The organism is Pseudomonas atagonensis (assembly GCF_011369485.1).
Taxonomy (GTDB): domain Bacteria; phylum Pseudomonadota; class Gammaproteobacteria; order Pseudomonadales; family Pseudomonadaceae; genus Aquipseudomonas; species Aquipseudomonas atagonensis.
In genome coordinates, this window is sequence record NZ_VXCA01000040.1 from 18,451 (window position 1) to 30,329 (window position 11,879).

Genomic DNA, 11,879 nt, shown 5'->3' on the forward strand with positions numbered 1-11,879 from the left:
GCGTGAGCGGGATCCGGTCTGGCGGTTGTCAGACCTTCTCACTGATTCTTTTGGCATCGCGTGCGGCGACGATGGCGGCATCCGACGCCGGTGTCCCCAGTTCACCTTTACGCCATAACTGGTGGGAAAACAGGCCGTCGATCGCTTCTGCGCTGGGCACGTTGCCCTTGGGTACAAACAAGGCAGCCAGATCAATGGTGTTGGCGAAGTTTTCTTTGGTCAGGTTGTACTTGCCCAGCAGGTTGCCGCCCCACCCGGCATCGGCGGCGACCAGCTCGATGGAGGTGTCGCGGTAACTGCTTGCCGCTGTTTTCAATGAGCTTGAGGCATTGAGCAGCGAGTTCAGTTGATCCATCTCTGAGGCGCTCAGCTCGTTGGCCGGGTCCAGTGCTTTGAGGTTGCCATCGGCTTCCACGGTAAAGCCGAATTTTTTGTTGGCGAGATCCGGAAAAGTGTCACTCAAGGCCGACTTGAAATCTTCGAACGCCAGTTTCAGCGACTCGTGGGCGTCCTTGTGTCGGGCCGCTACTTGCGGGAAGTCAGCAGCCTGAGGGCGGCCGATGAAGGTCTCGATGACTTCCATGTCCGGGCTGACGGTCGGGGCGTCATCGCTGGGATGGTAAACCGCTGCCGGATTGAGATTGACCGAGGTCTTCTGCAGGTCTTCGCTGAGCAACTTCGGTGTCAGCGGTTGGGCGGTTTTGTTCAGCTCGGCGACTGACGGCTGGATAAAAGCAGTATTCAAAGAGATTGCCATGTCGTCATTCCTTGATCGTTGGTTGTAAGTCTTTATCGGCGAACCAGGGTCTGGCTTAAGCCCTTGCGGGGGACTGGAAGTTACTGAATGTGTCAGAGGAGGGCGGCGGCGGGGGCAACTATGCTTGTCTCACACTGCAACAGTTGTCGCGAAATTGGACGCCGGTCGACCTCCGCGGCACCCCTGCAACGCAGTGATCTTCACGTAAATGCTTGATTGAAAAGCTTATCGGCAAGCTGGCACGCTCCGTGTATTGCTCTGCTCAGACGTTTCGCTTGCCTCCGTCGGCGCTGACCCGCTGGCGGCAGAAACCATAAAAACGATAAGCCACAACAATAAGAAAGCACCGTGCGAGGTTCGACGTTGATGAAGAGAAGACTCCGATCAGGCATGAGCGCCAGCCTGCTGGCCGTGGCCGCTTGCGTAGCCCTGCATGCGCCGCACAGCCTGGCAGCCCGCGATGCCCAGAGCATCCTGAAAGAGACCTGTCAGGGCTGTCACACCCCCGAGGCCGACAACGCCCTGAGCCGCATCAGCCACCAGCGCAAGACCCCGGAAGGCTGGCTTATGAGCATCGCCCGCATGCAAACCATGCACGGTTTGCAGATCAGCGATGACGACCGCCGCACCCTGGTCAAATACCTGGCCGACAGCCAAGGCCTGGCGCCGAGCGAAACCGATGGCGTGCGTTACGCGCTGGAACGGCGGTTGAACACGGTCGAGCAGTTCGATGAAAAAACCAGCCAGATGTGCGGCCGCTGCCACTCCGGTGCGCGGGTTGCACTGCAACGGCGTCCGGCGCAGGAGTGGGAACGCCTGGTGAACTTCCACCTCGGCCAATGGCCGTCACTGGAGTACCAGGCACTGGCACGGGATCGCGACTGGTTCGATATCGCTCGCAAGGACATGGTGCCGCTGCTCGCCAAGCGCTATCCGCTGGACAACCCGGCCTGGCAGAAGTGGCTGAAAAGCGCACCGAAAGCCGAGGCACTGGTCGGCGACTGGAGCTTCAGCGGCCACCTGCCGGGCAAGGGTGAACTGGCCGGGATCATGAGCGTGACCGCCGATGGCAATGACACCTTCAAGGTCAGCGTCAAAGGCCAATACGCCGATGGCAGCCCGTTCAATGGCGACGGCAGCGCGATCCTCTATAGCGGTTACGAATGGCGCGGCAACGTGACGGTCGATGGCGTGACCATGCGTCAGGTGTTCGCCGCGCAAGGCTCGGCAATGCAAGGGCGGATGTTCGAAGCCGAGCACGACGAGCGCGGTCTCGATTTTGTTGCGGCCAAGCAAGGTTCGCAGCGATTGCTGGCGGTGCAGCCGGGTTATGTGAAGGCCGGCAGCGAAACCGAAGTGACCCTGATCGGCAGCGGTCTGAGCGGCAAACCCGATTTCGGCAAAGGCGTAGAGGTCGTCGAAGTGCTCGAACAGAACGCCGAGCGGATCAAGGTCAAAGTCAAAGCAGCGGGCAATGCGCAACCGGGTGTGCGTGCCGTCAGCGTCGGCTCGCTGAAAGGCCCGAGTTTGTCGGTTTACAACGCGATTACTGCGGTGAAAGTGGTGCCGGAATTCTCGGTGGCACGGATCGGCGAGGGCGGTGGCTCGACGCCGAAAGTACAGGGCCGTTTCGATGCCGAAGCCTGGGGCAAGGGCGCCGACGGCAAGCCGTATCGCATCGGCGTGTTCCCGGCGCAGTGGAAAGTCGAAGCCTTCGACGAGCGCGCCAAAGAGGACGAAGACGTCAAGTTCGCCGGCACCATGCAGGCCGATGCGGGCGTGTTCACCCCGGGCGATGCCGGGCCGAATCCGGCGCGCAAGATGTCCACCAACAACGCCGGCAACCTCAAGGTGATCGCTGCCGTCGACGACGCAGGGAAATCCCTGACCGGCGAGGGCCACCTGATCGTCACTGTGCAACGCTGGAACAATCCACCCATTCCCTGATGTTGAAACGTGAGTTGGCTTGAACGCACACGCTTCAGACACTTTTCGGAATGACCGCAAGTCCCGCCAGACGGGGGCCTGCACAGGAGGTTTGCAATGGGCGCTATCTTGAATCTGGTCGAACGTAACCTGCACGAAGTGCACGTTGATGCCGACCGCATGCTGTTCCATATCCCCAGCAGTTCGTTGTTCGCCAGCGATGAACTGACCGGCACCATCATCGACACGCTGCGCGGCCCTGGCTGCTCTTCGGAAGACTTGATCGAACGCCTCGCGGCACGCTTCAACGGCGAGGAAATCCACGAGACCCTGCGCGAGCTGATCTCGCTGGAACTGGTCAGCGACGGCTCGCCGCTGACCCCGGACATCGCGGTCAAACGCGTCGAGCGCACCGCGATCAACACCGTGGTGCTCAACGTCAACACTGGCTGCAACCTGAGCTGCACCTATTGCTACAAGGAAGACCTCGACAAGCCGTCCGCCGGCAAAAAGATGGACGTTGAAACGGCTATTGCTTCGGTGGAAATGCTTCTGCGGGAATCGCCGGATGAAGAGCGTTTCACCGTGGTGTTTTTCGGCGGCGAGCCGCTGAGTAACCGCAAGCTGATCGAGTACATGGTCGACTATTGCGAGAAGCGTTTTGCCGAGGCGGGCAAGTTCGTCGAGTTCGTGATGACCACCAACGCCACGCTGCTCACCGAAGACACCGTCGATTACCTCAATGCACACCGATTCGGGTTGTCGGTCAGCATCGACGGGCCGAAAACCGTGCATGACCGCAATCGCATCACCGTAGGCGGGCAGGGCACGTATGACGTGGTGCGGCGCAAGGCCGAAATGCTGTTATCGCGCTACAACAGTCGCCCGGTCGGCGCCCGCGTGACCCTGACCACCGGGGTGACTGACGTTGAAACCATTTGGGATCACTTGTTCAATGAGCTGGGATTCGCCGAGGTCGGTTTTGCACCAGTGACGTCCGGCGACATCAGCAGCTTCAACCTCAGCAGCGACGAGCTGATCGAAGTCTTCGCCAGCATGAAGCGCCTCGGTAGGCGCTATCTGGAGGCGGCACTGGAGCACCGCAACATCGGTTTCTCCAACCTGCATCAGTTGATCACCGACATCCACGAAGGCCACAAAAAGGCTCTGCCATGTGGCGCCGGGCTGAAGATGCTGGCGGTCGATCACAAGGGCGAACTCAACCTGTGCCATCGCTTCACCGGTTCATCGCTGCCGACTTTCGGCAATGTGCACAGCGGTGTGAAGCAGGTCGAGTTGAACGACTTCCTGTCCCAGCGCCTGGATCGCACCAACACCGGTTGCCATGACTGTCAGATCCGCAACCTGTGTTCCGGCGGCTGCTACCACGAGAGTTACGCCCGCTACGGCGACCCAGCCCACCCGACGTATCACTACTGCGAACTGATGCGTGACTGGGTCGACTTCGGCATCGAGGTCTACACCCGGATCATGGCCAATAACCCTGCGTTTATCAGCAGCTACATCACTCCGCGCAAGGCCCACTGATATGAAACATCTCAAGGCAATCAATAACAAAGCGTTGAAGCTCGATCAGGCCGCGGAGGAAAACCGCATCGAAGAAGTGGTGGCGATGAGTTCGGTGGCGGGCTGCGCCTCGACCACCGACCCGGGCTGGGAAATCGATGCGTTTGGCGGGGTGTCGTCGCTGTGCCAGCCGATGGAGGCCGACCTCTACGGCTGCTCCGACCCGTGCTGGTGGCCGGCGCAGGTGCCGGACATGATGAGCACCTACCCGGACTGGAACAAGGATGCCCAGGCGTCCAACGACAACTGGCGCAACCTCGGCACTGTCTTCCCGAAAGACAAGTGATCGCCCGGACAAGAAGGATTCCAGCATGCACAGCATCAAAGCCCGCGGCCTTGCCGCACTCGTGGTTCTGAGCGCCTGTTCGCTCTCGGTTCTGGCGGAAGAAAACACCGCACTGCAAGACGGTCACGAGTACATGGTGACCACCAATTACCCGAACAACCTGCACGTCATCGACCTGGCCACTGACAGCCTGTACAAGACCTGCAAGATGCCCGACGCCTTCGGCCCCGGCACTGTGCAGTTGTCGCCGGATCGCAAGACTGCGTATGTACTGAACAATCACTACGCCGATGTTTACGGTGTCGAGCTGGACAGTTGCAAACAGGTGTTCCACGCCAGCATCACCCAGCAGCCGGGCGAGAAAGCGCGGTCGATGTTTGCCTTTACCGTCAGCCACGACGGCAAGGAGCTGTACACCATTGCCAACCCGACGCTGATGCTCAACGACCACTACGAAGTCAAACAGCCGCGTCTCGACGTCTACGCCACCGACGCCGGAATGAACGCCAAACCCGTGCGCAGCTTCCCGGCGCCACGGCAGTTGACGATCATGCAGAGCGGCGATGACGGCACGCTCTACGTTGCTGGCGCCGATGTTTACAAAGTGGATGTGAAGAGTGGCAAGTTCGACGTGCTGATCCCTAGCCGCCACTGGAAACGGCCGAACTACAGCGCACCGGACGTGCTCTACGTGTGGAACCAGCAGACGTATCGTCATGATTTTTCACTGCTCTACACCGCAGCAAAATTCAAGGACAAGAAGCAGGATCCGGCCACAGCCGAGTACCTGTACGGGCTGTTCAGCATCGACCTGAAAACCGGTAAGACCGAAACCACCGACTTCGGCCCGTTGACCGAAATCTACTTCAGCGGCATGCGCTCGCCGAAGGATCCGAACCTGATGTTCGGCGTGCTCAATCGTCTGGCCAAGTACGACATCAAGCAGAAGAAACTGATCCAGGCGACCACGCTGGAGCATTCCTACTACTGCATTTCGTTCAACAAGGACGGCAGCAAAATCTATCTTGCCGGGACGTTTAATGATGTGGCGATCTTTGATGCCGAGACGATGAAGCAGACGGGCAGCATCAAATTGCCTGGGGGGGATATGGCGATTACTACGGCGCAGATCTTTGTGCGGTAATTAGCGGCGCGAGGGATGACGCCTTCGCGAGCAAGCCCGCTCCCACATTTTGAAATGCGGTTCAACTGTGGGAGCGGGCTTGCTCGCGAAGAGGCTCTCTAAACCGCAACAAAAAATCAGGCTCCGGGCACCGGGCAACCGACATCGCCTTCCTCACACTTCAAATACTGCTTGAGCGCCTCGGTTCGATCCTTGGTCACGCGCGTGACGCATGAGCTGTAGATCATCGGGTACATGCTCCCGCCCTTCACGCCAGACGCCGAAAACCCGCATTCGGCATCGCGAAAGCCGATCCAGGCTCGCTGTGCGCTTATTAGCAGTTTCTTGCGGGCAGGCTCGTCTTTCAGCCGGGCGGTGATCTGCTGATAGACCGCGTTCAGCTCTTTGTCCGCGGCTTTGTTCTCTTGCCCGGCGCACTGATTCATCGTCGCCTGGTCGCTGGCATTGGCGCAGTCCACGGCCGCCTGGACAACAGAGGTGAAAAGAAATGGCGTCAGGGCCAGAAGCAGGCGTGGGGACATGGAGTTTCTCGCTGTAGTCATTGAAGATGCCGAACAGTTTAGGGATTTCGTGGCGCTAACAAGGTTCGCGATGCCTTGATGCGTTCAGCAACCGTTCGGCAGTTGCTGCAATTTCTTCGCCGTTATGCAACTTCTCCAGCCACCCGAACGGGATTCCCTGCACGCCGTAATGAGCGCCGGCCAATTGGCCGACGATAGCGGCCGTGGTGTCCGCGTCATCGCCCAAGTTGGCCGCTTGCAGGACCGCTGCGGCAAAACTGTCGGTGTGTTGAAAACACCACAATGCCGCTTCCAGGGACTCGACGCTGTAGCCGCAGCCGCGAATCTCCCTTTCAGACTTGTTCAGGTAATCACCCCGGGCAATCGCTGCCACCTTGGTTTGGCTGAAGACTGTTTGCGGCAGGCTGCGCAGTTCCGCCTTCGATGCACCTTCCAGGGCTTTGCCGAGCAGTTCTGCCAACAGCTGGCAGCATTCGATGGCCTCGGGCGCCGCGTGAGTGGTGCGCGAACTGTCGGCGGCGAATTGCCTGATTTGCTGAGCATCGGGGAAATAAAACAGGACAACCGGCACCAGGCGCATCAGCGATCCATTGCCGGCGCTGTAGGGATCAGTGGAGCCGGCAAACGCCTCTCCGGTGTGTTGATAGCGATCCAGTGCCTGACTCACGGTCATGCCGATGTCGAAACACTCGCCGGTCGAACTCAGATAACCCCATTTCCACCAGTTGAGGTAGCGGCCCATCTGATCGGCCGCGTCGAATCCCTTCCTGGTCAGCAGGCTTTCCGCCAGGCACAGCGCCATTGAGGTGTCATCGGTCCATTGTCCCGGCTTGAGGTGGAACGGGCCGCCACCGACCATATCGGTCAGGGGCTGGAATGATCCGCGCGGTTTGAACTCAACCGTAGTACCGACGGCATCGCCGCAAGCCAGGCCGAGCAGGGCGCCGCGATAACGTTCGGCGAGGGATGGCTGCATGGTTCGTCCTTGTCTGGTTCGATTGCGCCGCAAAAGGTAACAGTTTCGCTGCTGGGGCGGTGGCAGAATCCAGGCCTTGCGCGCCAGGAAAATGCAGCCGGATGTTTCGCTTTTGCACCGCTTTGATACAACTTCGTATTGGACATGTGGTCATACAGACCTAGTGTTCAGAACAGGAGGTGACGTATGAAACCAGTACCCAATAGTTTCGAACGCAAAATCACGCTCAAATCGCCGCGCTCCCATGTCTGGCGCGCCTTGGTCGACGCCGAGGCATTTGGACAGTGGTTTGGCGTGGCACTGGAGGGCAGGCGTTTTATTGCCGGCGAATGGACGCAAGGGCAGGTCACGTACCCGGGTTATGAACACGTGTTGTGGAATGTGCTGGTGGAGCGGGTGGAGCCGCAGCAACTGTTCTCGTTTCGCTGGCATCCGTATGCGGTCAATCCAAAGATCGACTATTCCCAGGAACCGACCACGCTGGTCAAATTCGAGCTGCAGGATTACGAGAGCGGCACGCTGCTCAAGGTCTCGGAGTCAGGTTTTGCGCACATTCCCGACGTCCGCCAGAAAGAGGCGTATTACATGGACAGCAGAGGCTGGGAAGAACAGTTGAGTCGTCTCGAACACTTTCTTGCCGAGACCGACAGGACTCGCGAGCGTGAAGGTGGCTGACAGCGAATGGTTTGATCCATGGTCGAAACGTTGGGTGCTGGTGCCCGACGGTGTTCCGATCATCACGCCGGGCAGCAAGCTGTTGCCGGTGCGTCAGGGCGATGTACCGGCGATGCTGAAAGTCGCGGTGGACGATGAGGAAAAGTACGGCAACCTGCTGATGACCTGGTGGAACGGCGACGGCGCCGCCCGGGTGCTCGCTCATCACGACGAAGGCCTGTTGCTGGAGCGAGCGATGGGCCAGCGTTCGCTGATGCACATGGCGCTCAACGGCGAAGACGACGAAGCCACGCGGATCATGTGCCGAGCGCTGGCGCGCCTACACGCACCGCGACCAACGCCGCCACCCCCGTTGGTGGAACTGGCGCCGTGGTTTGCATCATTAAGAATGGCCGCAGCCCGATACGGCGGCCAATACGCCGAATGCCTGCAAACCGCCCAGACCTTGCTCGCCGAACCGCGGGAAATCGTGGCGCTGCACGGCGACATGCACCACGACAACGTCCTCGATTTCGGCCCACGGGGCTGGCTGGCCATCGACCCCAAGCGAGTGCAGGGCGAGCGCGGTTACGACTACGCCAACCTGATCTGCAACCCGGAATTGCCAACGGCCACCGATCCTGAGCGCTTCCGGCGCCAAGTCGACGTAATCTGTGAAGCGGCAAGAATCGAGCGAAAACGCCTGCTGCAATGGGTGCTGGCTTTCGCCGCACTGTCTGCCGCGTGGTTCATGGAGGATGACGAGCAAATCGCGGCAAAAGGACAGCTGAAAGTCGCGCACCTGGCGGCTTCTGCGCTCGATGCCTGACACGTCTAGGGGTTTTCGGAAGGTGTTCTATGGCGAATGTCTTACACGCGATGGTAGCTATGTCGACTATTGCCGATTGGATCCACCCCGTAATCTACACCCATCAACTGAAGCACAGGGAGTGTTTCAGGATCACGGATGATCGACCATTTGCAAGGATCGCTGCCGACAGGGAGTCGATAATGGTCTTGGGAAAAACCCGCTTCGGCGGGTTTTTTTTCGTCCCCGGAAAACCACGGAAGAACGTGTGGCGAGGGGATTTATCCCCGTTGGCCTGCGCAGCAGGCCCGTTCTTTGAGGGAAAAACAGGGTCGCTGCGCAGACCATCGGGGATAAATCCCACCACCACAGAGGATCCAGGTTTTACGAGGCGATCAACTGCCGCAACACATAATGCAGAATCCCGCCGGACTTGAAGTACTCCACCTCATTCAACGTGTCGATCCGGCATAGCACCTCGATTTTCTCCTGACGCCCGTCCTCACGAGTGATCACTAGCGGCAGGTTCATCCGCGGTGCCAGCTCGACGCCGGTCAGACCCTGAATCTCGAAGGTTTCCTTGCCGGTCAGGTTCAGGCTCTTGCGGTTCTGATCCAGCTTGAACTGCAGCGGCAGCACACCCATGCCCACCAGGTTGGAACGGTGAATCCGTTCAAAACTCTCAGCGATCACCGCTTTCACGCCTAACAGATTGGTGCCTTTGGCCGCCCAGTCGCGGCTGGAACCGGTGCCGTATTCCTGACCTGCAACAACGACCAGCGGTGTGCCAGAAGCCTGATAGCGCATGGCCGCGTCGTAGATCGCCAGTTTCTCGCCGGTCGGAATGTAGATCGTGTTGCCACCTTCTTCGCCGCCGAGCATTTCATTGCGGATACGGATGTTGGCGAAGGTGCCACGCATCATCACTTCATGGTTGCCACGGCGTGAGCCGTAGGAGTTGAAGTCGCGCGGCTCGACACCTTTTTCCCGCAGATACCGCCCGGCCGGGCTGTCAGCCTTGATATTGCCGGCGGGGGAGATGTGGTCAGTGGTCACCGAGTCGCCGAGCAGCGCCAGTACGCGCGCGCCTTTGACATCCCTGATCTCTGGCAGCGGGCCGCCGATGTCATCGAAGAAGGGCGGATGCTGGATGTAAGTCGAGTCGTCCTGCCACACGTACGTCGCGGCCTGCGGCACCTGGATGGCTTGCCACTGCTCGTCACCGGCAAACACCTCGGCGTACTCCTTGTGGAACATCGCGGTGTTGACCTGATTCACGGCGGCGGCGATTTCCTCGCTGCTTGGCCAGATGTCGCGCAGATACACCGGACTGCCTTGTTTGTCCTCGCCCAGCGGTTCGCTGCTGATGTCAGTGCGTACGCTGCCGGCCAGCGCATAGGCGACCACCAGTGGCGGCGACGCCAGCCAGTTGGTTTTGACCAGCGGATGCACGCGGCCCTCGAAGTTACGATTACCGGACAGCACCGAAGCCACGGTCAGATCGGCTTTTTGTACGGCTTTCTCGATTGGCTCGGGCAGCGGCCCGGAGTTGCCGATGCAAGTGGTGCAGCCATAACCGACCAGCGAAAAACCGAGCTGATCGAGGTACTGCGTAAGGCCCGCAGCCTTGTAGTAATCGGTCACCACTTTCGAACCCGGCGCCAACGAAGTCTTGACCCAGGGTTTGCGGGTCAGGCCTTTCTCCACGGCTTTTTTCGCCAGCAGACCGGCCGCCATCATCACACTCGGGTTGGAAGTGTTGGTACAGGAAGTGATGGCGGCGATCACCACAGCGCCGTTTTTCAGGCGATAGGTGTGGCCTTCGTATTCATAATCAGCCTCGCCGACCAGATCGGCATTGCCCACGGCAACACCGCCACCGCCCTCGCTTTCCAGGCGTCCTTCTTCCTTGCTGGTGGGTTTGAATTGCAGATCCATGAAGTCGCTGAAAGCCTGCGCGACGTTTGGCAGGGAAACTCGATCCTGCGGGCGTTTCGGCCCGGCCAGACTGGCTTCGACGCTGCCCATGTCCAGCGCCAGACTGTCGGTGAACACCGGTTCCTGACCGGGCAGACGCCACAGCCCCTGAGCCTTGGTGTACGCCTCGACCAGTTTCACCACTGCCGGCGGGCGCCCGGACAGGCGCAGGTATTCGAGGGTGACGTCATCGACCGGGAAGAAGCCGCACGTTGCGCCATATTCCGGGGCCATGTTAGCGATGGTCGCGCGGTCGGCCAGCGGCAGGTCAGCGAGGCCGTCGCCGTAGAACTCGACGAATTTGCCGACCACGCCTTTCTTGCGCAGCATTTGCGTGACGGTCAGCACCAGGTCGGTCGCGGTAATGCCTTCCTTTAGCTTGCCGGTGAGTTTGAAACCGATCACTTCCGGAATCAGCATAGACACCGGTTGCCCGAGCATCGCCGCTTCCGCCTCGATCCCGCCGACCCCCCAGCCGAGTACGCCGAGGCCGTTGATCATGGTGGTGTGGGAGTCGGTACCGACCAAGGTGTCGGGGAACGCATAAGTGCGGCCGTCTTCCTCCTTGGTCCACACCGTGCGGCCGAGGTATTCGAGGTTGACCTGGTGGCAGATCCCGGTGCCCGGCGGCACTACGCTGAAGTTGTCGAAGGCGCTCTGGCCCCAGCGCAGGAAGGCGTAACGTTCGCCGTTGCGCTGCATTTCGATGTCGACGTTCTGTTCGAAGGCGCTGGCGGTGGCGAATTTATCGACCATCACCGAGTGGTCGATCACCAGATCCACCGGCGACAACGGGTTGATTCGCTGTGGGTCGCCGCCGGCCTTGGCCATCGCGGCGCGCATGGCGGCGAGGTCGACTACGGCGGGGACGCCGGTAAAATCCTGCATCAATACGCGTGCAGGGCGGTACTGGATTTCGCGGTCGGAGCGACGCTCTTTGAGCCACGCGGCGATTGCCTTGAGGTCAGCGCCGGTGACGGTTTTTTCATCTTCCCAGCGCAGCAGGTTTTCCAGCAGGACTTTCAGCGACATCGGCAGCGTGTCGATATTGCCAAGGGTTCTGGCGGCATCGGGCAGGCTGAAATAGTGGTAGGTCTTGTCATCGATTTGTAGAGTTTTTAAGGTCTTCAGGCTATCGAGGGACGGCATTACGATCACTCCTTTGAGTCCGCACGGCTACGGACTGAGGGGACGGGCAGAGCTATCAACGTAGCCCTGTTTTCAGTAGCTGGCTAATAACTGG

Annotated in this window: 10 protein-coding genes; 6 read left to right on the forward strand and 4 right to left on the reverse strand. The window is 59.8% G+C overall.

Annotated elements, in window-relative coordinates:
* Window positions 1-28 precede the first annotated feature (28 nt).
* Window positions 29-757 carry a hypothetical protein gene (locus F2P67_RS24930; protein WP_166225089.1) on the reverse strand — a complete coding sequence of 243 codons (729 nt, stop codon included), beginning with the start codon at window positions 755-757 and terminating at the stop codon, window positions 29-31.
* Between the two features lie 366 nt (window positions 758-1,123).
* On the opposite strand from F2P67_RS24930, the gene peaA reads away from it, so the two are divergent.
* The 4 genes from peaA to peaD all read left to right on the forward strand — a co-directional run bounded on the left by peaA (window position 1,124) and on the right by peaD (window position 5,700).
* On the forward strand, window positions 1,124-2,704 hold the full coding sequence (gene peaA, locus F2P67_RS24935) for a quinohemoprotein amine dehydrogenase subunit alpha (protein WP_166225092.1): 1,581 nt from the start codon (window positions 1,124-1,126) through the stop codon (window positions 2,702-2,704).
* Between the two features lie 96 nt (window positions 2,705-2,800).
* Window positions 2,801-4,231 (forward strand): quinohemoprotein amine dehydrogenase maturation protein, encoded by a 1,431-nt coding sequence (gene peaB, locus F2P67_RS24940; protein WP_166225095.1) that lies wholly within the window; start codon window positions 2,801-2,803, stop codon window positions 4,229-4,231.
* A 1-nt stretch (window position 4,232) separates the two neighbouring features.
* On the forward strand, window positions 4,233-4,556 hold the full coding sequence (qhpC, locus tag F2P67_RS24945) for a quinohemoprotein amine dehydrogenase subunit gamma (RefSeq protein ID WP_064117830.1): 324 nt from the start codon (window positions 4,233-4,235) through the stop codon (window positions 4,554-4,556).
* Between the two features lie 25 nt (window positions 4,557-4,581).
* Window positions 4,582-5,700, forward strand: coding sequence for a quinohemoprotein amine dehydrogenase subunit beta (gene peaD / locus F2P67_RS24950; RefSeq protein ID WP_166225099.1), 1,119 nt, complete (start codon window positions 4,582-4,584; stop codon window positions 5,698-5,700).
* Window positions 5,701-5,816: 116 nt separating this feature from the next.
* Here the strand turns inward: peaD and F2P67_RS24955 are convergent, their stop codons facing one another.
* Both F2P67_RS24955 and F2P67_RS24960 read right to left on the reverse strand, forming a co-directional pair.
* Window positions 5,817-6,221, reverse strand: coding sequence for a lysozyme inhibitor LprI family protein (locus F2P67_RS24955; protein WP_166225102.1), 405 nt, complete (start codon window positions 6,219-6,221; stop codon window positions 5,817-5,819).
* A gap of 55 nt (window positions 6,222-6,276) precedes the next feature.
* A complete protein-coding gene (locus F2P67_RS24960) occupies window positions 6,277-7,197 on the reverse strand; it encodes an ADP-ribosylglycohydrolase family protein (protein WP_166225105.1) in 921 nt (306 codons plus the stop codon).
* A gap of 186 nt (window positions 7,198-7,383) precedes the next feature.
* Between F2P67_RS24960 and F2P67_RS24965 the strand changes: the two genes are divergently transcribed.
* On the forward strand, window positions 7,384-7,872 hold the full coding sequence (locus F2P67_RS24965) for an SRPBCC family protein (protein WP_166225108.1): 489 nt from the start codon (window positions 7,384-7,386) through the stop codon (window positions 7,870-7,872).
* Window positions 7,865-8,680 (forward strand): aminoglycoside phosphotransferase family protein, encoded by an 816-nt coding sequence (locus F2P67_RS24970; protein WP_166225266.1) that lies wholly within the window; start codon window positions 7,865-7,867, stop codon window positions 8,678-8,680. The genes F2P67_RS24965 and F2P67_RS24970 overlap by 8 nt, the downstream gene beginning before the upstream one ends.
* 363 nt (window positions 8,681-9,043) lie before the next feature.
* On the opposite strand, the gene acnA is transcribed toward F2P67_RS24970, so the two are convergent.
* Window positions 9,044-11,785: an aconitate hydratase AcnA gene (acnA, locus tag F2P67_RS24975; protein ID WP_166225111.1), complete on the reverse strand. Its 2,742-nt coding sequence runs from the start codon at window positions 11,783-11,785 to the stop codon at window positions 9,044-9,046.
* Window positions 11,786-11,879 lie beyond the last annotated feature (94 nt).

What these genes read in the sequence shown, in the direction of transcription:
- F2P67_RS24930 (WP_166225089.1), bottom strand. Translation starts at nt 757, where the DNA reads ATGGCAATCTCTTTGAATACTGCTTTTATCCAGCCGTCAGTCGCCGAG.
- peaA (WP_166225092.1), top strand. Translation starts at nt 1,124, where the DNA reads ATGAAGAGAAGACTCCGATCAGGCATGAGCGCCAGCCTGCTGGCCGTG.
- peaB (WP_166225095.1), top strand. Translation starts at nt 2,801, where the DNA reads ATGGGCGCTATCTTGAATCTGGTCGAACGTAACCTGCACGAAGTGCAC.
- qhpC (WP_064117830.1), top strand. Translation starts at nt 4,233, where the DNA reads ATGAAACATCTCAAGGCAATCAATAACAAAGCGTTGAAGCTCGATCAG.
- peaD (WP_166225099.1), top strand. Translation starts at nt 4,582, where the DNA reads ATGCACAGCATCAAAGCCCGCGGCCTTGCCGCACTCGTGGTTCTGAGC.
- F2P67_RS24955 (WP_166225102.1), bottom strand. Translation starts at nt 6,221, where the DNA reads ATGTCCCCACGCCTGCTTCTGGCCCTGACGCCATTTCTTTTCACCTCT.
- F2P67_RS24960 (WP_166225105.1), bottom strand. Translation starts at nt 7,197, where the DNA reads ATGCAGCCATCCCTCGCCGAACGTTATCGCGGCGCCCTGCTCGGCCTG.
- F2P67_RS24965 (WP_166225108.1), top strand. Translation starts at nt 7,384, where the DNA reads ATGAAACCAGTACCCAATAGTTTCGAACGCAAAATCACGCTCAAATCG.
- acnA (WP_166225111.1), bottom strand. Translation starts at nt 11,785, where the DNA reads ATGCCGTCCCTCGATAGCCTGAAGACCTTAAAAACTCTACAAATCGAT.